Origin of the sequence: Maribellus comscasis (assembly GCF_009762775.1) — a bacterium.
Lineage (GTDB): Bacteria > Bacteroidota > Bacteroidia > Bacteroidales > Prolixibacteraceae > Draconibacterium > Draconibacterium comscasis.
Genome location: NZ_CP046401.1, coordinates 5,574,554 through 5,597,983 on the forward strand (window position 1 = coordinate 5,574,554; position 23,430 = coordinate 5,597,983).

Annotated in this window: 19 protein-coding genes; 8 read left to right on the forward strand and 11 right to left on the reverse strand. The window is 38.1% G+C overall.

All coding sequences use genetic code 11. The features are described from left to right. Nucleotides 1–49: 49 nt before the first annotated feature. The 3 genes from hydG to GM418_RS22540 all read right to left on the reverse strand — a co-directional run bounded on the left by hydG (nucleotide 50) and on the right by GM418_RS22540 (nucleotide 3,417). A complete protein-coding gene (gene hydG, locus GM418_RS22530; RefSeq protein WP_158869467.1) occupies nucleotides 50–1,447 on the reverse strand; it encodes a [FeFe] hydrogenase H-cluster radical SAM maturase HydG in 1,398 nt (465 codons plus the stop codon). 69 nt (nucleotides 1,448–1,516) lie between these two features. Continuing rightward, nucleotides 1,517–1,774 (reverse strand): TM1266 family iron-only hydrogenase system putative regulator, encoded by a 258-nt coding sequence (locus GM418_RS22535; RefSeq protein ID WP_158869468.1) that lies wholly within the window; start codon nucleotides 1,772–1,774, stop codon nucleotides 1,517–1,519. A gap of 209 nt (nucleotides 1,775–1,983) precedes the next feature. Next, nucleotides 1,984–3,417, reverse strand: a complete 1,434-nt coding sequence (locus GM418_RS22540) for an energy transducer TonB (RefSeq protein WP_158869469.1) — start codon at nucleotides 3,415–3,417, stop codon at nucleotides 1,984–1,986. Nucleotides 3,418–3,531: 114 nt separating this feature from the next. Between GM418_RS22540 and hydE the strand changes: the two genes are divergently transcribed. Continuing rightward, complete coding sequence (gene hydE / locus GM418_RS22545; protein ID WP_246222763.1) at nucleotides 3,532–4,578, forward strand: [FeFe] hydrogenase H-cluster radical SAM maturase HydE; 1,047 nt, start codon at nucleotides 3,532–3,534, stop codon at nucleotides 4,576–4,578. A gap of 3 nt (nucleotides 4,579–4,581) precedes the next feature. Here hydE and GM418_RS22550 read toward each other — a convergent pair whose 3' ends face one another. The 6 genes from GM418_RS22550 to GM418_RS22575 all read right to left on the reverse strand — a co-directional run bounded on the left by GM418_RS22550 (nucleotide 4,582) and on the right by GM418_RS22575 (nucleotide 13,005). After that, complete coding sequence (locus GM418_RS22550) at nucleotides 4,582–6,165, reverse strand: SulP family inorganic anion transporter (protein WP_158869470.1); 1,584 nt, start codon at nucleotides 6,163–6,165, stop codon at nucleotides 4,582–4,584. 305 nt (nucleotides 6,166–6,470) lie between these two features. Next, nucleotides 6,471–6,968 carry a DUF4411 family protein gene (locus GM418_RS22555; RefSeq protein ID WP_158869471.1) on the reverse strand — a complete coding sequence of 166 codons (498 nt, stop codon included), beginning with the start codon at nucleotides 6,966–6,968 and terminating at the stop codon, nucleotides 6,471–6,473. A gap of 3 nt (nucleotides 6,969–6,971) precedes the next feature. Beyond that, nucleotides 6,972–8,099, reverse strand: a complete 1,128-nt coding sequence (locus GM418_RS22560; RefSeq protein ID WP_158869472.1) for an ImmA/IrrE family metallo-endopeptidase — start codon at nucleotides 8,097–8,099, stop codon at nucleotides 6,972–6,974. 335 nt (nucleotides 8,100–8,434) lie between these two features. Continuing rightward, the gene (locus GM418_RS22565) at nucleotides 8,435–10,189 is read right to left on the reverse strand and encodes a hypothetical protein (protein ID WP_158869473.1); all 1,755 of its coding nucleotides are present in this window, start codon (nucleotides 10,187–10,189) and stop codon (nucleotides 8,435–8,437) included. Between the two features lie 672 nt (nucleotides 10,190–10,861). Next, nucleotides 10,862–12,340: an alpha-L-fucosidase gene (locus GM418_RS22570; protein ID WP_158869474.1), complete on the reverse strand. Its 1,479-nt coding sequence runs from the start codon at nucleotides 12,338–12,340 to the stop codon at nucleotides 10,862–10,864. Nucleotides 12,341–12,363: 23 nt separating this feature from the next. After that, the gene (locus GM418_RS22575; RefSeq protein WP_158869475.1) at nucleotides 12,364–13,005 is read right to left on the reverse strand and encodes a copper homeostasis protein CutC; all 642 of its coding nucleotides are present in this window, start codon (nucleotides 13,003–13,005) and stop codon (nucleotides 12,364–12,366) included. 95 nt (nucleotides 13,006–13,100) lie between these two features. Between GM418_RS22575 and miaA the strand changes: the two genes are divergently transcribed. The 3 genes from miaA to GM418_RS22590 all read left to right on the forward strand — a co-directional run bounded on the left by miaA (nucleotide 13,101) and on the right by GM418_RS22590 (nucleotide 15,499). Beyond that, nucleotides 13,101–14,018: a tRNA (adenosine(37)-N6)-dimethylallyltransferase MiaA gene (miaA, locus tag GM418_RS22580; protein WP_158869476.1), complete on the forward strand. Its 918-nt coding sequence runs from the start codon at nucleotides 13,101–13,103 to the stop codon at nucleotides 14,016–14,018. Between the two features lie 199 nt (nucleotides 14,019–14,217). Then, nucleotides 14,218–14,988, forward strand: a complete 771-nt coding sequence (locus tag GM418_RS22585) for a threonine/serine exporter family protein (protein WP_158869477.1) — start codon at nucleotides 14,218–14,220, stop codon at nucleotides 14,986–14,988. Between the two features lies 1 nt (nucleotide 14,989). Next, nucleotides 14,990–15,499 (forward strand): threonine/serine exporter family protein, encoded by a 510-nt coding sequence (locus GM418_RS22590; protein ID WP_158869478.1) that lies wholly within the window; start codon nucleotides 14,990–14,992, stop codon nucleotides 15,497–15,499. Nucleotides 15,500–15,565: 66 nt separating this feature from the next. Here GM418_RS22590 and GM418_RS22595 read toward each other — a convergent pair whose 3' ends face one another. Beyond that, nucleotides 15,566–16,297 carry an acyl-[acyl-carrier-protein] thioesterase gene (locus GM418_RS22595; RefSeq protein WP_158869479.1) on the reverse strand — a complete coding sequence of 244 codons (732 nt, stop codon included), beginning with the start codon at nucleotides 16,295–16,297 and terminating at the stop codon, nucleotides 15,566–15,568. Between the two features lie 173 nt (nucleotides 16,298–16,470). On the opposite strand from GM418_RS22595, the gene map reads away from it, so the two are divergent. After that, complete coding sequence (gene map, locus GM418_RS22600) at nucleotides 16,471–17,250, forward strand: type I methionyl aminopeptidase (RefSeq protein ID WP_158869480.1); 780 nt, start codon at nucleotides 16,471–16,473, stop codon at nucleotides 17,248–17,250. A 46-nt stretch (nucleotides 17,251–17,296) separates the two neighbouring features. Here the strand turns inward: map and GM418_RS22605 are convergent, their stop codons facing one another. Then, nucleotides 17,297–17,821: a hypothetical protein gene (locus tag GM418_RS22605; RefSeq protein ID WP_158869481.1), complete on the reverse strand. Its 525-nt coding sequence runs from the start codon at nucleotides 17,819–17,821 to the stop codon at nucleotides 17,297–17,299. A 333-nt stretch (nucleotides 17,822–18,154) separates the two neighbouring features. Here GM418_RS22605 and GM418_RS22610 point away from each other — a divergent pair, with 333 nt between their 5' ends. The 3 genes from GM418_RS22610 to GM418_RS22620 all read left to right on the forward strand — a co-directional run bounded on the left by GM418_RS22610 (nucleotide 18,155) and on the right by GM418_RS22620 (nucleotide 23,410). Further along, nucleotides 18,155–18,742: an RNA polymerase sigma-70 factor gene (locus GM418_RS22610; protein ID WP_158869482.1), complete on the forward strand. Its 588-nt coding sequence runs from the start codon at nucleotides 18,155–18,157 to the stop codon at nucleotides 18,740–18,742. A gap of 118 nt (nucleotides 18,743–18,860) precedes the next feature. Beyond that, entirely contained in the window at nucleotides 18,861–19,925 is a 1,065-nt protein-coding gene (locus GM418_RS22615; protein WP_158869483.1) for a FecR family protein, read from the forward strand. Between the two features lie 161 nt (nucleotides 19,926–20,086). Continuing rightward, nucleotides 20,087–23,410: a TonB-dependent receptor gene (locus GM418_RS22620; protein ID WP_158869484.1), complete on the forward strand. Its 3,324-nt coding sequence runs from the start codon at nucleotides 20,087–20,089 to the stop codon at nucleotides 23,408–23,410. Nucleotides 23,411–23,430 lie beyond the last annotated feature (20 nt).

The window sequence follows — 23,430 nt, forward strand, 5'->3', positions numbered from 1 at the left end:
TTGATCTGTATATTTTTTGATTCGCAAACTGTTTTTCCAATTCTCGGTTTTAACAATACACATCATCTCTTCCCGCCTCAACACGTTTTACCAGTTTTTCGGCTCTCTGTCTGGCAATTCCGTCCATTTCTGCAATCGTTTTTTGAATCAGTTCATTTCCGGTTTTAACAGTTTCCGGTTGGGCATAATTTTGAAGATATTCTTTAAAAGAAGACAAAGCATTTGGTGCACAATGTAATTTTATGTCTCCTGGTTTTGCCAAATCCATAAAATCCCGGCCGGTTCTGCCTAAACGGTAACAGGCTGTACAAAACGACGGAACATATCCCATGGAAGCCACGTCGCGAATGACCTCATCCAGGGGACGGTGGTCGCCTAAACTAAACTGGCCGGAAGGATCATCTTCGGTTTCTTCTTCGTAACCCCCGGGATTTGTTCGACTTCCTGCAGAAATCTGGCTTACTCCCAATGCAAAGGTTTCGCGGCGCATTTTTGCAGTTTCCCTTGTTGACATAATGATTCCGGTGTAAGGTACCGCCAGTCTCAGGATGGCAACTATTTTTCTAAAATCAATATCGGAAACCGGAAACGGGGGATGGGATGCCAGGTCGCTTCCGGTAGCCGGTTCCAAACGCGGAACGCTAATGGTGTGCGGACCAACACCAAATTTGTCTTCCAGTTCAAAAATATGCTGCATCATTGCCAGAATCTCAAAACGATAATCAAACAAGCCAAAAAGGACACCAATTCCTACATCGTCAATACCGGCTTCCATCGCACGGTGCAACGACCATACGCGCCAGTTATAGTCGCGCTTTTTCCCTCCCAAATGAACTGTCTTATAAGTTTCCCTGTGATAGGTTTCCTGGAAAATTTGATATGTCCCGATGCCTTCTGATTTTAACAATTTAAATTCTTCGGTACTTAATGGGGCAATATTTACGTTTACTCGTCTGGTTTCGCCGTGTTGGGTTTTAACACTGTAAATAGTTCGGATGGAATCGAGAATATACTGAAATCCCTGGTTGGGATATGACTCGCCGGCAACCATAAGGATTCGTTTGTGTCCCTGGTTAATCAACACCTCAACTTCGCGGGCAATGTGTTCCTGCGACAAGGCATTTCTTACAATATCTTTGTTGGTAGCCCGGAAAGCGCAATAAACACATTCGTTGGAGCACATATTCGAAATATAGAGCGGAGCAAACAAAACCAACCGTTTCCCGTAAATTGTTTCTTTTACTTCGTTTGCTGTATTAAATAATTCCCCCAACATTTCGGGATCACTAATGCCCGTTAAAACAGCAACATCGGCTAAGTTCAGGCCTTTCATTTCCCGTGCTTTTGAAAGTACTTCTCTTACTTGCGCATTCTCAGCTTTCTGATGGTTTTTTAGAGTATCCCAAATTTTTTGTTCGTTTATAAAATTTGCAGGTACGTTATACATGGTCGTAGTTTTTATTTGTTGTAGTAGTAGAAAATTTCAATTTTTTGAAGATTTTACCCGTCAACCTTCTTACTTTTTTGCCAGTCCTGATTTTACAGAAACACCTTGAATATTTCCTAATTTTCCGGTTAATGTCCCAAGTTCATCTGTTGTTGCATCAATTACCAGTGTTATAATCGAAGTATTTCCTTTGGCATTGGGCAATCCGGTTCTGGCCAAAATAATATCAGAATACTGACTTAATGCCTGATTTACCACACCTGCACATTTCTCGCGGTCATCAATAATAATTCCGACAAAGCCAAGTCTTTTTTGATTTTCTTTCACGTATAAAATTTTATGCGGGAACTCTTTTGGGAAGCGATTGAATAAACCAACTGAATTTCAGACTAATCCTCTATCCTTTCAATTTATTCCTTTCAATTTTCCCTAAAGTCAGCCGTTGGCCTTCCCGCAGGATTCTGTTGTAAAAGTAATGGATAAATGTTCAGAATTATATGAGAAATGTCGCAAAGTTTATATGTTGTTCAACCTGTTTATTGCGAAATAATAGTGCCTCGGTAATAACGTGGAACAGACTTTTGTGTGGAAGTGGTAAGTTCAAAGTTGATTGGGACGGTATAACTTACATTAACGGGCTTCCCTTTTTGAGAGCCGGGTTTCCAATCCGGCATTTCTTTTATAACCCTGATTGCTTCGGCATCAAGTAATGGATGAACACTTTTTGAGATTTTTACATTGCCAGGCCTTCCTTTCGAATCAATGACAAATGTTACATAAATTTTTCCCTGAACTCTGCTTTTTTGTGCAAGCTCGGGATAACGAATATTGAGACTGATGAAATTTCTTAACGCTTTTTCTCCACCCGGAAATTGAGGCATATTGTCTACAATAATAAAAACTTGCTCATTTGCCAAATTTCTATATTCCTGATGAAATGTCGTTATATTTTCCTGAGTTCCGAAGTCGCGGAAAGTGGTGGTGTAACTGTCAGGTTCTGATTCAAAAAGCATTTTGTTTCCGGTAACCGGAACTCCTAACTGCAAATAACAAGGAATTGGATTCCCATCGATAGTTGCCGGCTTTAGCCGGGGCAACTCTGTGAGCCATTGCTTTAAATAAGGGCTTAATTCTTCTTTTCTTCCAAAATTCAATCCTTCCAAAGAAACAGTGCCCGATGGTTCTACTTTTAGGTTTATTTCAAGATATGAAGTATCGGTTTGCCCGGAATGAAAATGAAGATCCAGTTTGCGCAGTTCTGTTTTAAAATTGTATTTTTCTTCAGTAAAGCGGGGAGCAACCACAAATTCCTTACAAGCTATTTTTTCATGTGATTCATCAAAACATTTTTCATGAACGGCTTTTCCCATTTCGAAGGTGGCTTTTCTTTTTACCAAATCGTTTTCGTGATATGATGTATATTTGCCATTTAATAAAAGGTTTTGGAATTCTGCTTTCGATTTTATATTTCCATTGGGAAAGTAGCTTATGGTTTTTCCGCTTAGAATGCCTCCTTTAAAATTTTCTTCCTTTTTTAAATTTCCATTTTTGTAATAATGAGTCAGTTTCCCGTTAAGTGCTAAATTTTGATTTCCTTTAAACTTTACTTCTCCTGATTCGTAATATCCAATTATTTTCCCTGTTTTAAAACCGGAAGAAAAGTTTTCTTCCAACATTACTTTTAAGTTTGGATGGAACAAAAGGTGTTTCCCATCGGGTATAATTTTTCCTTCTTTTAGCAGTTGGTTAAAATTGGCAGGTGTAATTTCTTCGGCCCGATTGATAAATGTCCACTGTTCAACCAATCCGCGGCTTTTAATATCATATAGTTTTACAATTATTTTGTATTCGAATGAAGGATGGGGTTCTGTTTTCAAAACTCTGTTCCCTACAATCACCTGCGGGTAAGAATTCAAAAAAAGAAAGGATAAATGAATAAAAATGAAAAGGATGAAATGTCTGGGTTTCATGTTTGTTGTTTTTGGTTTGAGGTAAACCTATCAATTTTATTTTAGAATTGCTAAGATTTAACATATATTTCTGAACAGAAATACTTTAATTTTGATGTTTTAATACAAGTAGAATTGGACAAACAGGAAATAACAGAACTTTTAAAAAGCTCGGACAGGGAGAGAGCGGATTTATTAAACAGGGCACAGGAAATAAAAGATGCGGCGGTTGGTAATAAGGTTTATTTCCGTGGGTTGGTTGAATTCTCTAATATCTGTTCAAAAGATTGTTTGTATTGTGGAATAAGAAAAAGTAATGGAAAGGTGGTTCGTTATAATGCTTCTGATGAGGAGATCCTGGCGGCGTGTCGTTTTGCCTGGGAAAACCGGTTTGGTTCAGTCGTTTTACAATCCGGGGAGTTGTCGTCTCCGGCATTTGTAAAACGGGTTGATGATTTGCTGAAAGGAATCAAAAAGCTGTCGAAGAACGAATTGGGAATTACGCTGAGTTGCGGCGAACAAACCCTCGAAACCTATCAGCGCTGGTTTGAAAGCGGGGCGCATCGTTATTTACTGCGTATAGAAGCTTCCAACCGGGATTTGTATTATAAAATTCACCCAAACACTGAAAAGCATTTATTTGAGAAAAGAATCGAAGCGTTGCATTTTTTGCGTGAAGCCGGTTACCAGGTGGGCACGGGTGTGATGATTGGGTTACCGTTTCAAACTTACGAGGATTTAGCAGACGATCTTTTGTTTTTCAAAAAGATGGATATTGACATGTGTGGAATGGGGCCTTATATTGAACACGAAGAAACGCCGCTTTACCAATACCGGCATCTGTTAAAAAGTAAACAGGAGCGTTTTGATTTGGCGCTGAATATGATTGCTGTTTTGCGAATACTGATGCCCGATATTAATATTGCTGCCGCCACTGCTTTGCAAGCAATAGATCCGGCAGGGCGCGAAAAAGCGTTGAAAGTGGGAGCCAATGTTATAATGCCCAATTTAACACCTTGCGACTATAGGAAAGAATACCTGCTTTATGAAGACAAACCTTGTTTAGATGAGGACGCTGAGTTGTGCCGGAATTGTCTGGAAGCCCGCATTGAACTGGCCGGCAGCGAAATTGGCTACAACGAGTGGGGCGATTCAAAACATTTTCAAAATAGAAAGTCGTAAATTTTATGCTTTTTCTTTTACCAGTCGGTTGTAATGGTCAATGGCAACAAAATAGTTCGGGTCTTCCAAAATGTTTACATCACAAATTTTTTCGGCCTTTTTAATCAGTTTCCTGCAATCGTTACTGAGGTGGCGCAGGTGAATGTTTTTCCCTACTTTCTGGTAACGTTCGGCCAGTTTATTAATGGCTTCAATCGCTGATTGATCTGCAATACGTGATTCTTTGAAATCAACAATTACTTCATCCGGGTCGTTCTGAACATCAAATTTTGATTGAAACAAAGCAGTAGAACCAAAGAAAAGCGGGCCATAAATTTCGTAATGTTTGTAGCCAAGCTCATCAATACTTTTCTTTGCCCGGATTCGTTTGGCGTTTTCCCACGAAAACACCAGCGCCGAAACAATTACGCCGGCCAAAACTGCGATAGCAAGGTCGAAAATAACGGTTAAGGCAGTAACCAGCACGATTACAATTAAGTCGGAAACCGGAATTTTATTGATGATATTAAACGTGCTCCAGGCAAATGTGCCGATAACTACCATAAACATTACACCCACCAGCGCTGCAATGGGAATCATTTCGATATAAGTTGAAGCAAATAGAATAAACATCAGCAACATAATGGCCGCTACAATTCCCGACAAACGTCCGCGCCCGCCGGATTTGATGTTGATAATACTCTGCCCAATCATGGCGCAACCGCCCATTCCTCCAAAAAATCCGTTAATAATATTGGCGGTTCCCTGTGCAACACATTCGCGATTGCCGCTTCCCCGGGTTTCGGTGAGCTCATCCACCAGGTTTAATGTCATTAGCGACTCAATCAAACCAACCGACGCCAAGATCAGTGAAAAAGGAAATATAAATTTTAGTGTTTCCAGATTAAAAGGAATGACAGGGATATTGAACGAGGGGAGCCCGGCTTTTATACCCTCACCGCCACCATTCTGAATAAAACTTTTTACCGTTTCAGTTTCAATATTTCCGAAAATAACAATTGCGGAAACCACTAAAATCCCCACCAGCGCGGCGGGAATGGCTTTGCTTATTTTCGGAAGCACAATCATAATAACCATGGTTAGAGCAACCAAACCCAGCATAATTAAAAGCGGGGCGCCGCTTAACCATTCGCCGCCCGATTTAAACATGTTGAGCTGCGACAGGAAAATAACAATGGCGAGTCCGTTTACAAAACCCATCATTACGGAGTGGGGGACCAAACGAATAAATTTTCCGAGCCTGAAAAAGCCAAACAACGCCTGAATAATGCCGGCCAGAATTAACGCCGCAAACAGGTATTGCAGGCCTTGTCCGTCGCCCATGGCGTTGCCTTTTTGTACGAGGCTAACCATTACCACGGCCATTGCTCCGGTGGCTCCCGAAATCATTCCCGGCCGCCCGCCAAAAATAGAAGTGACAAGTCCCATCATAAAAGCGCCGTATAAACCCACAATGGGCGAAACTCCTGCAACAAATGCAAAAGCTACCGCTTCCGGAACCAAAGCCAGCGCCACGGTTAATCCCGAAAGGATATCGTCTTTTATACTTCCCTGCTTTTTATCAATAAATTTGAACTGAAATTTCATGTTGTTTACTTTTTACCGGCCTCATTTTCCGGGTCGTTATTAAAAAGTTTTCTGTTTGGCAGAAAGCGCGCGAAGATAGAGCTTATTTTAAAAACGATGTTTTACAGCATGTTTTTAAGGGGATTGTTAATGTTGTGGTAAAGTGGGGAAAATATTACAGCAGAATTCGTTGCTGAAAAAGAGGGGTTTAGTGAGTATTGCTTTTGAATGGAAGGAATTTTGCTTTCGTTTTTACTTAGATTAAGACGTGAAGTATTTTAGCGAGCTGTTTATTTGCTCCGTTAGCACACAGAATCGGGGGTATTTTAAAATGTCTCATTTAATTGTCTAAACATTTCCATAACATTTAGATATTTTACATCTAGTGCAATGCAGGCATCTGGAATTTTAATTTTATTTCTTCTGAACGGCTCACTTGTTTCTTGTGTTACTAAGATTTTATTTGAATCGTTTAAAACAAACGCAATAATAAAAGCATCGGCTTCATTTGCATCCAAAAATTCATTTAGTGCCTGAGGAAGAAAATGGTCATTTTTTGAAATAGCCCAGGCGGTTACCTGACTATATTCGACTATTGTAGAGGATGAGTCTTTAAAAAAATTATCGGGTAGATTTTCTTTACACCATTCTTCCAACTCATCGTTATGGTCAAAAATTTCATCTTTAACTTTGTCAATACTTATTATTTTTTCTTCATGTGCCAGTTGTTTGACCTTTTGCCAAAAACTATATGCTACATCAAGAGGGTAATATACCCGGTGAGCTTGAATAAAGAAATTACTATCTATCACGTAAACACTCATATATTATAGGTGTTTAGTGAAAAAAGTTTGAAATGTATCTCCTTTTAAACTAGTCAGTTTATATGCATCACGGTACAATAGCTTTCCAGATTTTACAGCATTGTACACATGAGATGCGAATGTTATACTCAATCTTTTTTTTGTAGTGGCATAAAAATCACCTCCCGGGCTTTGATTTTCTTTTTTCTCAATTTCTCTTTGTGTATGAGCGTTGTAAAATGCAAAGAATTGTCCTTTGGTGATCTTTCCCGTATCTAATGCTCTGCGAGCGATAACAATCTCACTAACTTTAAAAAATTTTGCTATCGCTTTTATATTCGGATTTTCATTCCATAACTGATTGAATATTTCTTTTGGTACAAGAAATTCTGCAGCTACTTTATCACAAATTTTTTCAATTGGGTCATCAGCTGGTTGAAGTTGCCGAAAATCAAAACCAGCACTATGTCCTGTCCATATATGTGCCAATTCATGTACTAACGTAAACATTTGTGCAGACTTGCTGTCAGAATTATTAATAAACATGAATGGTGCTATAGAATCAACTAAAATAAACCCTCTACATTCTTGTACCGGGATTTTTCGTCTTGTATTATTTTCTACAATTCCATTAAAGATTGTAATTATGCCAGCATTTTCAATCTGTTCAGATAAATGGTTGAGTGCTTCTTGCCAGGTTCTAAACTCACTTGCCCAATTTTCAGATAATTTAAGTGTTCGTCTAATATCATGAACAATGCCGTTAATATCATTTGAATTGGCAAATTTGCCGACGAAAGGAAGTTCTGAAAATTCATTATCTAATAAATAATCTCTTAGCCAATCTTGCCTTTGCTGTAAAAGTAAGATAGTATCATATACATTTACACTGACCTTTGTTGCTTTTGTATTGTTCGTTCTAAAGAATGGAATTGGCAAATCTTCTTTTGGTGGTTCTTTCAAAAACAGATAACCAAAAGGTAAATAAACTTTTTTAGAAAAATCTTCAAGTTGTTTTACTGTCGGATTTTTTTCTCCGTCCAACCATTTCTGAACATTGGGAACTTTTAAAGTAAATTCATGCAAATCAAATCCTGCCCGGTCTATTGCCCAGGTTAGAATGTTTGCATCGATATTTACTTCTGTTCTCATGTTGCAAATCTAATATATAAAAATAAATCTAAAGAAAGTCATTTGTAGCGCTTGTATTGATGGTTACAATACCGTTTTTATCTTTTTGCTACCGGTAAAAGAAACAGTGACTACGCATCTTACACGATTTATTCTCATTTGAATATGCCTTTGGTATTTCTGAACTGAAATTGTTGCCGGAACTCTACAAATTAAATCTGTAAAATGGGATGGAAAACTGTCCCTCGGTTTCCCGACGACTTAATGGAAGCCTCGGGACCAGGTACGAGACCCGTACGCCGGTGTGGTGTGAGGGGTTCTCCGCTAGGCTTTTAGTCTAGCGGCTTCCCACTCGATTATGCATAGTGCTTTTTTATAAAATTTCTATACGTTAAATATCGGGCTTGCTTTTTATCAGCTAAAAACTTCTCATGCTTAAAACCTAATCCTTGTTCATATAGGTCATCAAATAAGTCAGCTCCCGACACACTAGGAGAATAATGATAGTTAGGATTATCAGGTATTTTAAATTTTTTGGCTAAAATGAAATCTGCCCAAATTTGTAATTCATCATTTGTCTGTATTCTTCCCTGTAGTTTTTTTCTGTAGTTTAAATATGTAATAAACTTTTGAATACTTATTCTTTTCTTTTTGAGGGCAAGTAATAAGACTTCGAAATCGTCGATACAAATTGATATTGGATAATCTTCATCTCCTTCATTTAATTCGAGTAAGTTGTTAAGATTTATTTGTGGTTCCCTGAATTTGTCTAGAGTAATTAATATTGAAAAGACAGAGTGGAATTTCTTTGTTCTGACGTGATAGAGAGTAGTATTTTTTCCGTCTAAAATTTGGAAATCTTCGTTATAATCAAAAAGTTCTTTAACTCTGTCTGCTTGCACATAAGCTTTTTGCAGATTTTTTTTAAAGTATTGAACAATAGTATTAAATGATTCTTTTACATCGGCATTCCTTCTTGGTTCAGGTTCTCTCCCTGCTTTTGCTTCTATAATCAAGCATAAACCTTTGTGCAGAGCGATAATGTCTTGCCCTTTATTATTCTTTGAGGTTTTATATTCGTTGAAAATAGCACTGTCATTTCCAAAATAGATTTTCAAAGAATCTACAATCTTATCTTGTAAATATTTTCCTCTTCGTTTGTAAAATCTTTCTTCTATTGAAGACGTTTTACAAAACTTAGTCAATTCCTGATAAATTGCATGAATTATTTGTTTCGTATCGAGGACAATAAATTTGTCTGAATCAACACAAAAAATTGGTTTTTGGGCTAAGATAATGGGAGAAGTATAAAATTTGTAGTCATTCCGTTCCTCTCTTTCTAGAGAAAATATCTTAAAGAAAGAATCAATTTTATCAGAATCGTAGGTTTTTTGAAGATGACTTTTATTAATCACGAATCTTTCATAAGGTTTATTGAAGAAGTCTATGAGTTTTTTTATGTTGGTGTTATCTCCGTTATAGGTCCATTCGTCAGGATTTTTTTGTTGTTTCAAAAGAGATTCCCAAAATAGTTTGGTTTCTTCATCTTTGTTGATTAGTTCGATATGACCGTTTGAATTTTGAATGATATTATTGTCAATAAGATTATATATTTCTATAAAATCAAGAACTTTTAATCCATATTGATTATATATTTCATTGTCGAAAATTGAAAAGATAGAAATTACTTTTTCTATTTCTTGTTCTTCAAAATTCAACGAGCCGGAATTGAAATAGTCAATAAAAACAGGCAAGACAATTTTATATTTCTCATAAAACTCGATTTCATTATCATCCTCTTCCGGTAATAGTGCATCGTAGTACCCAGCCTTAACTCTAATTGCATATTTTACTATCTCGTGCCAGTCAGAATATTCAATTTTATCTTTATGAGCTTTTTCTTTTGCAGATGATATATTTAAACTTGCGATATAAAGAAGTTGCATTAAAGGCGAATCAAGACCGACAAAAGGCTTGAAAGGTACTCTTGGAGGTTGAATTAATGTAATTATATCTGCAATATGTTTGATAAAAGTTTCGCTATCAAAAACTGATATAATTTCCTTAAGTTTTGCAGAGTCGATATCTATATTAAATTTTGAATCTTGCATTGTTTATTTTAGCATTATGCATAACTAATATGTATCATTACCAAGTGCTATTATTTTTCTTATCTTATTTTTTGAGGTGATGTTACACCTCTGGTTTTGTCGGTATAACAACACCTTTTATGCTAAATTTCTAAAATATAATTGTTTGTTTTCTGTTGTTCCGGGTATTGTTTTTGGTTTTAACTTCTTAAAAATAAACATTATTTCATAACAGCGGTGAGGCTAAGGAATAAAATAACGGTTGGGAATAGAAAACAGGGTGCGCAGATGCGATTACAAATCGTTTCACCCGGTGTTTTTATGGGAAAAAGGCGAAGCCAGGCCTCGCGCAGGGTGTCGTCATTTGCCGGTTTGTCCACCAGAGCTCCGGCGGCGTTTCTGCACTTGCCGAAAGTTCAAACGAGGGTTCGGGCAAGCTTTCGGCAGCCGCCGAAACCTTCAGCCAGCCCTCGCGCAGACTTTCCCCTTTGGTGGAATCTTCCCCCAGGGGTCGCGCGAACTTTCCCAGCTTGAGGAAACTTTAAACAAGGTCTCCTCAGATTTTCCTCTAAGGACGATACCGAGTATTCGGTGTCAGGCTGGGTTTTTTTATAAAAGTTTTACAATTCAAAACGTAAATATTATTTCAGGAACTGTAGCCTGTTTTAGAATTCAGCTTTAAATGAGTTCATTTTACTGAACGGCTGAAATTTTTACGGCCCAGGCCAAATCGCAAGGCAGATTTGTTCTGACTTTTTGTGGAATAAAAACTTTAACACCTTCCGGGGTATTTTCCCATTTCAGGTTTCCTTTTGCTCCGAGCAAATTCAGTTTGGCATTTTTTGCTGCAAAAATTCCTTTTACTTCAAACGAGGCAGGCATTCCTGAGCCATCTTCCTGTTCCAGATAAATGGCATACACTTCTTTGGTATCCTTTTTTTGGGTGAGGCAAATATTTTCCGTTTTATAAGGTGAAATGGCCCGCGTGGAATAAATGGCTTCACCGTTTATCGTAATCCAGTCACCCATCGCTTCCAGCAGTTTGTAAGCATCTTCCGGCCAGATTCCGTCGGGTGCAGGGCCAATGTTGTACAATAAATTTCCTCCTTTGGCTACAATGTCAATGAGCATGTGAATGGCTTGTTTGGGGGTCATAAACTGTGGATTGGGAACCCATGCCCAGCCTCCGCCGGCGATTATACAAGATTCCCAGGGGTAGGGGAGTTGGGTTTCGGGAACACGGTTTTCGGGAGTAAGATAATTTTGATTGGGCCCGCGCACTGCACGATCAACTACAATTAACCCGGGTTGTTTTTCCCGCGCTTTGGCTGCCAGCTCATCCATCCGGATATCCTGGTTCACCGAACGTGATTTTGGGAAGCCTGAAGTGGTGCTCTCTGCAATTCTGGTGTAGTAATTTTTAATTTGTTCGGGCGATTTTTTTGAAACCCAGCCTCCATCGAGCCAAAGAATATCGAGTTTTCCGTAGTCGGTACACAGTTCCAGAAGTTGATTTTGGGTAAACTCAACAAACTTTTCCCATTTTTCAGGATATTCTTCCGGATCATAGTTTACATTTCTATCCATTGGCGGAAATTTCGGATCCCAGTAATTTTCGCTGTGCCAGTCGGGTTTTGAAAAATAAGCACCGGCCCACAAACCTTCGGAGCGAAAAGCATTAAAAATTTCTTTGGTGACATTGGCGCGGGGATTTACGCTAAACGGGCACTCTTTGTCAGTAATTTTGTAATCGGTGTATTTTGAGTCGAACATGCAAAAACCATCATGATGTTTGGTTGTAAAAACTACATATTTCATTCCTGCATTTTTTGCTGCCGCCGCCCATCTTTCAGGTTCAAAATTTACCGGATTAAAAGAAAGTTTCAGATTTTCGTATTCCTTTTTGTAGGTGAAATAGTCGTCGGGATTAGAGCCTTTTTCGCGTTTGCACCAGCCATAATCCTCCGGGCAAATCGACCACGATTCTACGATTCCCCACTGGCTGTATGCCCCCCAGTGCATTAGGAGCCCAAATTTCAGATCCTGCCACTCTTCCAGTTTTTGCAAAACTTTCTCATCGCTTGGCCAAACATACTCGGTTACTTCATGTTCCAATTGCGCTTTTACGATAAATGTAAAAAGGAAAGGAATAATAAAAATCAGCTTTTTCATTTGCTACCGTTAATTTATATTTTTTACTGTTCACTGCGACTGTCAAGTTCTCCCACAATTCTTCGTCCGTGAAACTCATCAGCTCCGGTTAATTTTTGAATTTCTTTGATATTTGTATCCAGCACTTTCCCGGCAACCAGAATCGTTATCTTTCCCCGGGTTACTACTTCTATCATTTTTCGAAGGGTTTCCTGTCCTTCCAGCGCCGTTGGTTTTCCCCCGGATGTAAGAATTCGCGTTATTCCCGGAATCGTATTTAATCGTTTTGCTCCTTCAACCGGATTATCCATAAGATCAATGGCTTTGTGAAAAGTAACCGGAAGTGGGTGCGCATATTCGGCCAAAATTTTTGTATTGCGAGTATCGATTTGATTTTTCTGGGTCAGCAGGCCCAAGACCACACCTGCGGCACCCGCTTTTTTTGCCTCGTCGATTTCCAGCTTTATTTGAGCAATTTCTTGTTCAGAATAAACAAAATTACCGGCGCGCGGGCGAATCATAACCATTACCGGAATTTTTAATATTGCACAGGCTTTTTGCAATAATTCAACTGACGGAGTTAAGCCATCGTTTGCCAAATCAGAACAGAGTTCAATCCGGTTGGCGCCGCGTTTTTCTGCCAGAACCGCTTCTTCAAAAGTTTCAACACACGCTTCTTTTATCATTTTCAAAAAAGGAAATAAATGAAACGTCTGCAATTTCGGAAAAATATCTTCGTTTTGAAGAATAATTCTTTATTTTGTCGGCGAAGGTTAACATTATGAGCTACAATATTATTACCATACTCGGACCTACAGCCACCGGAAAAACAACACTGGCAGCACATTTGGCAGCAAAAATAAACGGCGAAGTTATTTCTGCCGACTCGCGCCAGGTGTATCGCGGAATGGATTTGGGAACCGGAAAAGATTACGAAGATTATTTTGTAAACGGTGTGGAAGTTCCTTCGCATTTGGTTGATATTGAAGATGCCGGTGCGCATTACAACGTGTACCGTTTTCAAACCGATTTTATTGAAGTTTTTGAAGCTATCCAATCACGAAATAAATTTCCGGTTTTGTGTGGAGGGAGCGGACTTTATCTTGAAGCTGTTCTCAAAGATTATAAATTGATACAGGTGCCGCCAAACAAAAAACTCCGGGAAAAACTGGAGGGGAAATCATTGGAGGAACTGACAGAAATTTTGAAATCTATAAAGCCCGGTTTGCATAACATAACCGATGTGGAAACCGACCGCCGGGCAGTGCGCGCCATCGAAATAGAAATGTATTATAAGGAACATCCGGAGATTGACACTTCGATGCCGGAGATTAACAGCTTGAATATTGGGATTAAGTTCGATCGTGACTCGCGTCGCAGACGAATTACCGGGCGTTTAAAACAGCGTTTGGAAGATGGAATGCTCGATGAAGTAAAAAAATTGTTGGATTCAGGTGTAACCCCTGAGCAACTGATTTATTATGGTCTGGAATATAAATATTTAACACTCCACATTATCGGTACCTTGTCGTACGACGAAATGTTCCGCCAGTTGGAAATTGCCATCCACCAGTTTGCCAAACGTCAAATGACATGGTTTCGCGGCATGGAAAAACGCGGTACAAAAATTTGCTGGCTCGACGGTTACATGCCGCTGGAAGAGAAACTGGAGAAAATTCAGCAGTTATTTTCAAAATAAATTCCCAATACAATTTAAACACCGGCTTCTTTTCGTTGAAATTCGGATGAGATTTGGCTGCTTTTATTTATTGTAATAAATTAGAAGAAGCATTTTTTATTCATCAATAAGTTAAAATTAAATTCAGAAGAAAATCTTTTACGGATTATTTTTTAACCGGTAAAATGTATTTATTTCGCGCGGCTAAAATGGATGGTTTATGGAAAAGTTAGGCTTAAACCTGAGTAAAGAGTTAAGTGAAATTTTATTGGAAGTGGGGGCTTTATTAATGGCCTCGGGGGCCAATTCTTCCCGCATACGAATAACGATTATGCGTATTGCCAAAGCATACGGTTTTAATGCTGAATTATTAATTACCCATCGTGCTTTAATGGTGTCAGTTTCCGATGATGAGCATGATCTTTTTCAAAGTAGTTTAAAAAGAACTTCTCCTCACGGAGCAAATTTCAGAATGGTGAGCGGGATAAGTCGCATGAGTTGGCGTATTGTTGATGAAAACTGGAACTTTGAACAGATTTGGGGCGAAATTAATCGTTTGAAGTCGTTACCTCATTATCCGCGTTTAATCGTGCTTTCTACAGTTGCTTTGGCGGGAGCTTCTTTTTGCCGGCTGTTTGGCGGCGGGCCTGTTGAAATGTTGGTGGCTTTTGTGGCAACTTTTACAGGACTTTTTGTCCGGCAGGAAGTGACCAGAAGAAATTTTAACGGCTATTTATGTATATTTTTTGCCTCTTTGGCTTCCTGTCTTATCTCCGGAGCTTCCGTAAAGTTGAATTTAGGCGCCGAACCGGAGTATGCTTTTGCTACATCGGTTTTATATCTCATTCCCGGAATTCCGTTAATTAATTCGTTGTCTGATTTACTCGACGGGAACATCATGAACGGTATTGTTCGGGGAACAAATGGTTTGATAATAGCTTTTGCAATTGCGTTTGGAATGTTGTGTTCAATTTTAATTTACAATATTTAGTATGGAGTGGTCTGTGTTTTTTGAAAGCTGGATTTGGCTGGGTTTTGCCTCTTTAGGGTTTGCCATTCTTTTTAATGTTCCCCTTCGTACCCTTTGGGTAATATTTTTACTTGGTGCACTGGGCGGAACATTAAAACTTGTGACCATGAAAATGGGAGGCGGAATTATTTTAGGTTCTTTTTTTGGTGCCATGCTGGTTGGATTTTTAAGTATTTCTGCTGCGCATTTTCGTCATGCCCCTCCGTTTGTTTTTGCTATTCCATCGGTAATTCCAATGGTGCCCGGCGCTTTTGCCTACCGAATGATGCTGGGAATAATTAAGCTGACAGGAGATGTAGATCATACAACATTCACTCAATTGCTCGACGATACGGTTACAAATGGCTTAAAGGCTTTTTTTGTTTTGATGGCTCTTGCTTTGGGGGTTTCAGCTCCGATGCTTTTAACCCGGCGTGAATCAGCAAAACAAATTAAAGTACCGCTTAAAATTGACGGGCTGATAAAAAAGTAAATTGCCAGGTGATTGTAGTTAGATTTTTAGTGGAGTAGAAAATTGAAATAATACGAAAGGTTAGTATCAGTTTCTATCCCTCCAAACCAGTCGGGCACGAATTAAATCTATTCCATCACTTTCACGAACAACGCTGCATAAATGATTTTGGCTGTCCTGAATCTGCTTTTTTATTGCCAGTTTGTCTGCAGGCATACCTTCTTTCAAAAAATTAATTTCAAATTCGGCCAGTTCATTTTGTTCATGAAAATCAAAATCATAACTGTCGATTATCCTTTCCAGATAGCGGCCACTGTTAAAATGCTGATTAATATCTATTTCGTTAAAAAGTACGGGGGTGAATTGAAGTTCTTCTTCCGATTTTGGCGGTTTTACTTTTGCCGGATTTTCACCAAAAACACTTTCTTCATATTTTGGGAAATCTTTAAATTCCGAAAGTCTGACAATTCGTTTTGTTTGTAAATCAAGTACCAGCCATGCACTGGTTGCGCAAATAATATTCTTTCCCGATTTGTCTGCAAAATTATAATCGCGGTATCCAAAAAATCCATCTGTTCCGCGCGACCATGTTTCCAGCGTAAAATCCTCACCCCAGTCCGGACGACGGTCAATCTTTACCAATAACTTTGAAAGTACCCAAAACTGATGTTCTTTTTTTAAATTATCGTATCCAAATCCCAAAATGTTGGCATGCTCCCAGGCAATATCCTGCATTTGATAAAATAAATATGAAGTTGAAAGTTTCCCAAACCGGTTGATGAAGTAGGATTTTGTATTCAGTTCAATTTTGTGTTTCATTGTTGAAGCGTAAGAAGTAGGAAGACCGGATTTTTAACTTTTGCAGAACGTCTGTTTTATACTGCAGAAGTTTATTTCTCAGTTCCAAACTTTATTAAACATTTATGCAAATTTATTGTTCGGTTTTGAAATACAATTGGAAATAGCCAATTTTGCACAAAATTTAATACAAAATGAGTGGAATAATTATAAAAACCAAAGAGCAAATAGAAGGCATAAGGAACAGTAGTAAACTGGCTGCTGAAACGCTGGATTATGCCGGAAAATTTGTAAAAGAAGGGGTTTCCACGGAAGAAATTGATAATAAGATTGAAGCGTTTATAATAAGCCATGGTGCAATTCCGGCAACCAAAGGATACAACGGTTACCCAAAATCATCCTGTATTTCATTAAACGAGGTGGTTTGTCACGGAATTCCTTCGGAAAAAACCATTTTAAAGGGTGGCGATATTTTAAATATTGATATTACAACTATTTTGAATGGATTCTATGGTGATACTTCGCGAATGTTTACGGTGGGGGAAATTTCTCCGTCAGCTGAAAAATTGGTTAAAGTAACAAAACATTGCCTCGATTTGGGAATTCAGCAGGTTAAGCCGGGAAATCATTTTGGAAATATAGGATTTGTAATCAGCAGGTATGCCCGTGCACAGGGGTTTAGTGTGGTTTACGAATTTTGCGGTCACGGAGTGGGAGTGAAATTCCACGAAGATCCCCAGGTAGACCATACGTCGCGCAGAAACTCGGGGCCTAAAATGAAACCGGGAATGATTTTTACAATTGAACCCATGATTAATCAGGGGAGGGCATCAACAAATATCGACAAAAACGACGGTTGGACAGCCCGAACTGTTGACAATAAGCTCTCTGCACAATTTGAACATACCATTCTGGTAACAGATACAGGTTTTGAAGTTTTGACAGATGTTCATGATGAGTACAGTATAACATAAAAAAAAACCGGAATTAACCGGCTTTTTTTTATGTTATACTGGTTTTTTACTTCCAATTGCTTGCGTTTAACATCCAGGGCTCCAGTTTGAGTTTGAAATCCTTTTCCGTTTCATAATCTTTAATAGAACTTTCAGTTACTATTTTTGAATTTCCGGTGAAACTGTCGTTTAGCATCCAATCTTCCAATTCGAGTGCTGCTTCAGCTTCAGTGTTCACTCTCCATAATTTTAAGTCGAACGCATTTTCGTTGGTCATCCAGTGTTCCAATTCCAAAGAATTTTCGGTTTCTTTAGCGGCAAATTCTGCGAACATCGGTGTCACTGATAAGTTTTCTACTTTAATGTCAGCTTTTCCTGTTTCTGTTTTTGTTTCAATCATGGCCATTGCTATCTGATTCAGACTGTTATTCTGCAAAACAGTTTTCCAGAATACCTGCGCATTAACTGTTATGCTTAATAAAACGAAACTTATTGCTACTGCCAGTGATTTTAAAATTGCTTTCTGAACATTGTTTTTTGTTTTCATGACTAAATCCTCCTGCGACGAAATGTTTTCTGTTTTTGTTTTCATTCTTAAGACGCCTGAAATTTTATTTCGTTACATTTTAATAGAACTTTTTTTTAAAATGTATCTTGTTATACATTGTAGTATGTAATACATGTATTGAAAAATATGTTTTTGATGTATTTATTGTGAGTATTATTTGAGCCGATTTTGTTGTTGTATACCGTTGTTTATGTGGGTGTTAAATTCGCTTTCTTTTTTTAGTCAAAATAACTTTTAATGAATTTATTTTGCAGAAACTTACTTTATGATTTTTAGATTTAAAAATCTATGAATAATTTGCCGGGCTTTATTTAATTATTCTTGCGGACTTTAAAACTTAAACTATAACTAAGATAAATGCCTGAAAGTTTTTTGCACGAGAAGATTTTGATTGATGGGTTGAGAGAAGGTAATTCGAAAATCTATGACTACCTTTTTCATTATTATTATTCGGGCCTGGTTATTTTTTCATATCGTTTGGTAGAAGATATGGATACGGCCGAAGATATCGTTCAGGATTTCTTTTTTCGTTTATGGTTTAACCGTGAAGAGCTTGTTATACGGCAATCGCTCAAGAGCTATTTTTTTTCGGCGGTAAAAAACAGAAGTCTGGATTTTTTGAAAAGAAAAAAGATCGGAATCAGGATTGAAAAAGAATTGTCTTATGTACGGGCAGGAACGGGTAACGAGGAGCAAAATTTTTTGGTACAAGCCGAACTTGAAGAGCAGATCAAAATAGCAATAGAAAAATTGCCTGAAAAGTGTAAAAAAGTTTTTCTAATGAACCGGTTTGAGGGAATGAAACCCGCTGAGATAGCAAAATATGAGAATATATCAGTGCGGACAGTTGAAGGACATATTGGCAAAGCCATACGTATCCTTCGAACGGAACTTGAGGCTTACCTCCCTTCAATTCTTCTGCTGATTCTGACAAAAGGACTTTAGTAAAATCATACACTTTTAAAAAGGATTTTCTCTCCATCTTTCCCGGATATTTAATTTTTTTTTGGATAGAGCGCGTATAAAGTGTTCGAACATCGTCATAGCTAATAACGAACAAAAAATGAAGGATTCAAAAAAGGATAAGAAAAAGGAAGAAACCTTGTTAAATAAGTATTTGGCAGGTACGGCTTCGGATGATGAATTAAGACAGTTAAAGGTTTTGACAGAGTCTTCAGAGCCTTTAAAAAAAGATTTTGACAATTCAGAAAAGCTGCTTCGGCAAATCGCAGACCTGGAAATGATGAAACAGGTGAATACCCATTCTGCTTTTGCAAAAGTAAAGGAGCGGTTGCAAAAAGCTCAGCAGAAAAAAGGATGGTTTTATTACTGGCAAAAGACGGCTGCAATACTTTTGCTCCCGCTGTTGTTGTTAAGTGTCCTCCAGTTTTTTGTAAAAAGCCCTCAACAATTGTTTAAAACCTCTGCTCAATTGGTTTATAATGACATAGAAACACCGTCAGGGCTTCGTTCTGTTTTTGAACTTCCAGATGGTACGAAAGTTTGGTTAAACGGGAATACAAAAATAAGGTATCCCCTGGCCTTCGAAGGAAATGAACGCAAAATCACGTTGGAAGGTGAAGCCTATTTTAAAGTAGCGCACGATAAAAGAAAACCTTTTATTGTGGATTTAGGAGAAATACATGTTCAGGCTGTTGGAACCGAATTTAATTGCCTGGCATATAAAAATGACAATCTGATAGAAACCACTTTAACAGAAGGTTCTGTTAAAATAAGCCGGATTCAGGATGGTTTTTCCCAGGGAGAGTATATGTTAAAACCCGGGGAAACACTTAAATATGAGCCTTCATCAAATCGTTTTGTCCTTAAAAACGACGACATAGATAAACATGTCTCCTGGCGTTCCGGAAAATTTGTTTTTCGTAATGATCCGCTGGAAGACGTTTGCCAAAAACTGGGGAGATGGTTTAATGCTGATATAAAAATCGAAGATGAGGAATTAAAAGATTTTTCAATCACCGGAACTTTCGGAGATCAGGGATTAAACGAAATACTGGAGTTGATAACCATAACATCTCCAATTAATTATAACATGGAAAAAAGAGAAATAAACGAAAATAATGAATATGAAACATTAAAGGTAAGCATACAAAGTAAAAGAAAATAAAAAATAAAACCGGGAAGTGGTTCCAGCACATCCCGGTTAATTATTAAGAAATACGCTCAGAAGAGCATAAGTCTAACTTAAAACAATTCAAATTTATGAAAAAAAATTTATTCATGCGGCTTTGGTGTGCCTGCATTCCAAGTCGTAAAACTCTACTAATTATGAGATTTACATTGTTTCTGTTTTTCTTGTCGTTATTCCAAACGTTTGCTACAACAGGATATAGTCAGGATGCACGGGTCTCGCTCAATATAAAAAACAGCTCTGTGGGAGAAGTATTGAGAGATATCGAGGAACAAACAGATTATTTTTTTCTGTACAACAATAAATTGGTTGATGTTAACAGGTTAGTAACTGTGAATTGTAAAGACAGGAAAGTAGAGAATGTCCTGGAGCAGATTTTTGACGGTACTGACGTTGATTTTGTACTCAAAGACCGGATGATTGTATTAACAAATCAACTGGAGCAGCAGATTAAAGTAACAGGAAAAGTTACCGACTCAAACGGAGTACCGCTTCCGGGAGTAACCGTTTTGGTTCCGGGTACAACTATTGGTGCAGTCACAAATCCAGATGGTACATTTGAACTTGAAATACCTTCTAAAGCAGAGTCCTTAACTTTTTCGTTTATCGGATTAAAGACACAAGAAGTAGAATTAAATAACAGGACAAATATAGATGTTCAGATGGAAGAGGATGTTATTGGCTTGGATGAGGTGATAGCAGTAGGATACGGCGTAATGAAAAAAAGTGATTTGACTGGCTCTGTGCAAAGAGTTAACGCAGAACAATATGCTGCTCAACAAAATACAAGTATGATTGAAATGCTGAATGGTACTGTCGCTGGATTTAACTCAACGCAAGGAACTTCTGCGGCAGGAGGAGGCTCTATGGAAGTGAGGGGGCCAACATCTTTAGCCGCTGATACAAATCCTCTGGTCGTTTTGGATGGAGTTATATACAACGGTAATATTGGCGATATAAACCCTAATGACATTGAAAGTATTGACATTCTTAAGGATGCAAGTTCCGCCGCTATCTTTGGTGCACGTTCAGCTTCAGGTATTTTAATTGTGACAACTAAACGTGGACAGACTTCAAAGCCAACAGTCAATTTTAGTACAAAAATTGGAGTGACAGGCTTAACTCATCATATGCGCTCTCAGTCACCGGAAGAATACTTGCAGTCGCGCGGTGACTATTGGGCTGATGTGAATCAGGATAAGCCAGACTATTATTATACCAACCCCAATAATCTGCCTGATGGTTTAGCTATCGAAGAATGGAAGAATTATGATGCTACACCGAGTGACGATGTTGTTCAGATGTGGTTTGACAGGATGGGCATGACTCAAATAGAGCTAGATAATTATAAGGCAGGAAAAACAGTAGATTGGTATGATCAGGTTTATCGAAATGGTTTGCGACAGGATTATGATCTCAGTCTTTCTGGCGGAACTGCATCATTAAAATATTATTGGTCGTTTGGATATACTGATAATGAGGGCGTAACTCTTGGAGATGATTACAAGAATGTACGTTCTCGTGTAAATATTGATGCAGATGTGACAGATTTTTTAAAGGTCGGGGCGAACGTACAATATGCCGACCGTGATCAAAGCTCTCAAAGTACCAGTCTTGGAAATGCTATATCCGCAAGTCCTTATGGGAATATTTATGAAGAGGATGGCAAGACACTTACTTTCTATCCTCACGGTGATAATACCTCTCTAAATCCACTATTGTACTATGAATATCGGGATAAACTCGATAAAACACAGACACTATTTGCAACAATCTTTGGTGAAATTAAATTTCCGTTTGGTATTTCATACAAGGTATCTTATGTAAATCGATATACATGGCGAAAAAATTATTATTTTGACCCAATAACTACTCCAAACGGTTTTTCCAATCAGGGATACGGAAGCCGCGTTGAAAGTTCTTCATACGAATGGCAAGTAGACAATGTATTTAAATGGAAAAAGTCATTTGCAGGCATTCATGAATTTGATGCCACTTTTCTTATCAACGCAGAAAAATACCAATATTGGCAGAGTTCGCAGGAGAATTCTCAATTTGCTCCCAGTGGTGCTCTTTCATATCACGCATTACAAGCGGGGATAAGTCCAAATTTAAATGATAACGATCAGTACAGCACAGGAAATGCTTTAATGGCTCGTTTAAATTATTCCTTGATGGATAAATACATCCTAACAGGTACCTGGCGTCGTGACGGATATTCTGCTTTTGGTCAGAAGCATCCATATGCTGAATTTCCTTCTGCTGCAGTTGGTTGGAGAATCTCTGAAGAGAATTTTTTTAACGTAAATTGGATTGATAACTTAAAAATGAGAATATCGTGGGGAGCAAACGGAAATAGGGCAGTTGGCAGGTATGATGCTTTAGCCAGATTAGGTACTACAAAGTACATTTATGGGACCACTCTAGCAACCGGTGTTTATAGTAGTACAATGGCAAACAGTGATCTTCGCTGGGAGAGAACAGAGGCATTTAATTTTGGTATCGACTTTGGAATATTTAACAACGTGCTTTTTGGCTCCATGGAGTATTATGATATGACAACCAAAGATTTGTTGCTCAACAGATCTTTACCAAGGATAATAGGGTACAGCAGTGTTGCAGCCAATCTAGGGGAGTTAGGTAACAGAGGGTTTGAGCTTACTCTGAATTCCACAAATGTTAACAAGTCAAATCTAAGGTGGAATTCAAATCTTGTTTTCTCTTTTAATAGAAACAAGATTAAACATCTATATGGTGAAATGATAGACGTTTTAGATGAGAACGGAAACGTAATCGGACAACAAGAAGCAGATGATATTGGTAACGGATGGTTTATCGGTGAGTCGCTCGATCGGATATGGGACTACGAAATTCTGGGTGTTTGGCAACTTGGAGAAGAAGAAGAGGCTGCGGTTTATGGTAAACAGCCGGGGGATATGAAACTTAGAGATGTGAATGAAGACGGAATCTTAAATCCGACTGATGATAAAGTTTTTCAGGGATATAAAACCCCTCAATACCGTATTGGTTTTAGAAATGATTTTACCATTTTTAAGAATTTTGAAATTTCGGCTTTTATTAGAGCAGATCTTGGATATTACGGTGTTAATAATTTGCACTTAAATTCAGGGGCGAATACTGATTTTGAACGCAGAAATCGTATGTACAGACCATACTGGACATATGATAATCCAATCAACGATTATGCTCGATTGAATTCTGATACTGATTCTCCAGGTTTTAATTACTGGGGAAATCGTTCTTTTGTTCGGTTACAGGATTTATTAGTCTCTTACAACATACCAAAATCAAAAATCTCAAAATATAAAATTCAGAACCTAAAGATTTTTGCAAGTTTTAGAAATTTGCTGACAATAACCGGGTGGGAGCATTATGATCCTGAATCAGGTACTAATATGATGCCCATGTACACCAGTATAGGTATTGATATAAGTTTATAGTTGAAACTTAAAAACGAAGA

Excerpts from the sequence above, each read along its gene's own strand:
- hydG (WP_158869467.1), bottom strand. The coding sequence starts at position 1,447 with ATGTATAACGTACCTGCAAATTTTATAAACGAACAAAAAATTTGGGAT.
- GM418_RS22540 (WP_158869469.1), bottom strand. The coding sequence starts at position 3,417 with ATGAAACCCAGACATTTCATCCTTTTCATTTTTATTCATTTATCCTTT.
- GM418_RS22550 (WP_158869470.1), bottom strand. The coding sequence starts at position 6,165 with ATGAAATTTCAGTTCAAATTTATTGATAAAAAGCAGGGAAGTATAAAA.
- GM418_RS22555 (WP_158869471.1), bottom strand. The coding sequence starts at position 6,968 with ATGAGTGTTTACGTGATAGATAGTAATTTCTTTATTCAAGCTCACCGG.
- GM418_RS22560 (WP_158869472.1), bottom strand. The coding sequence starts at position 8,099 with ATGAGAACAGAAGTAAATATCGATGCAAACATTCTAACCTGGGCAATA.
- GM418_RS22565 (WP_158869473.1), bottom strand. The coding sequence starts at position 10,189 with ATGCAAGATTCAAAATTTAATATAGATATCGACTCTGCAAAACTTAAG.
- GM418_RS22570 (WP_158869474.1), bottom strand. The coding sequence starts at position 12,340 with ATGAAAAAGCTGATTTTTATTATTCCTTTCCTTTTTACATTTATCGTA.
- GM418_RS22575 (WP_158869475.1), bottom strand. The coding sequence starts at position 13,005 with ATGATAAAAGAAGCGTGTGTTGAAACTTTTGAAGAAGCGGTTCTGGCA.
- miaA (WP_158869476.1), top strand. The coding sequence starts at position 13,101 with ATGAGCTACAATATTATTACCATACTCGGACCTACAGCCACCGGAAAA.
- GM418_RS22585 (WP_158869477.1), top strand. The coding sequence starts at position 14,218 with ATGGAAAAGTTAGGCTTAAACCTGAGTAAAGAGTTAAGTGAAATTTTA.
- GM418_RS22590 (WP_158869478.1), top strand. The coding sequence starts at position 14,990 with ATGGAGTGGTCTGTGTTTTTTGAAAGCTGGATTTGGCTGGGTTTTGCC.
- GM418_RS22595 (WP_158869479.1), bottom strand. The coding sequence starts at position 16,297 with ATGAAACACAAAATTGAACTGAATACAAAATCCTACTTCATCAACCGG.
- map (WP_158869480.1), top strand. The coding sequence starts at position 16,471 with ATGAGTGGAATAATTATAAAAACCAAAGAGCAAATAGAAGGCATAAGG.
- GM418_RS22605 (WP_158869481.1), bottom strand. The coding sequence starts at position 17,821 with ATGAAAACAAAAACAGAAAACATTTCGTCGCAGGAGGATTTAGTCATG.
- GM418_RS22610 (WP_158869482.1), top strand. The coding sequence starts at position 18,155 with ATGCCTGAAAGTTTTTTGCACGAGAAGATTTTGATTGATGGGTTGAGA.
- GM418_RS22615 (WP_158869483.1), top strand. The coding sequence starts at position 18,861 with ATGAAGGATTCAAAAAAGGATAAGAAAAAGGAAGAAACCTTGTTAAAT.
- GM418_RS22620 (WP_158869484.1), top strand. The coding sequence starts at position 20,087 with ATGAGATTTACATTGTTTCTGTTTTTCTTGTCGTTATTCCAAACGTTT.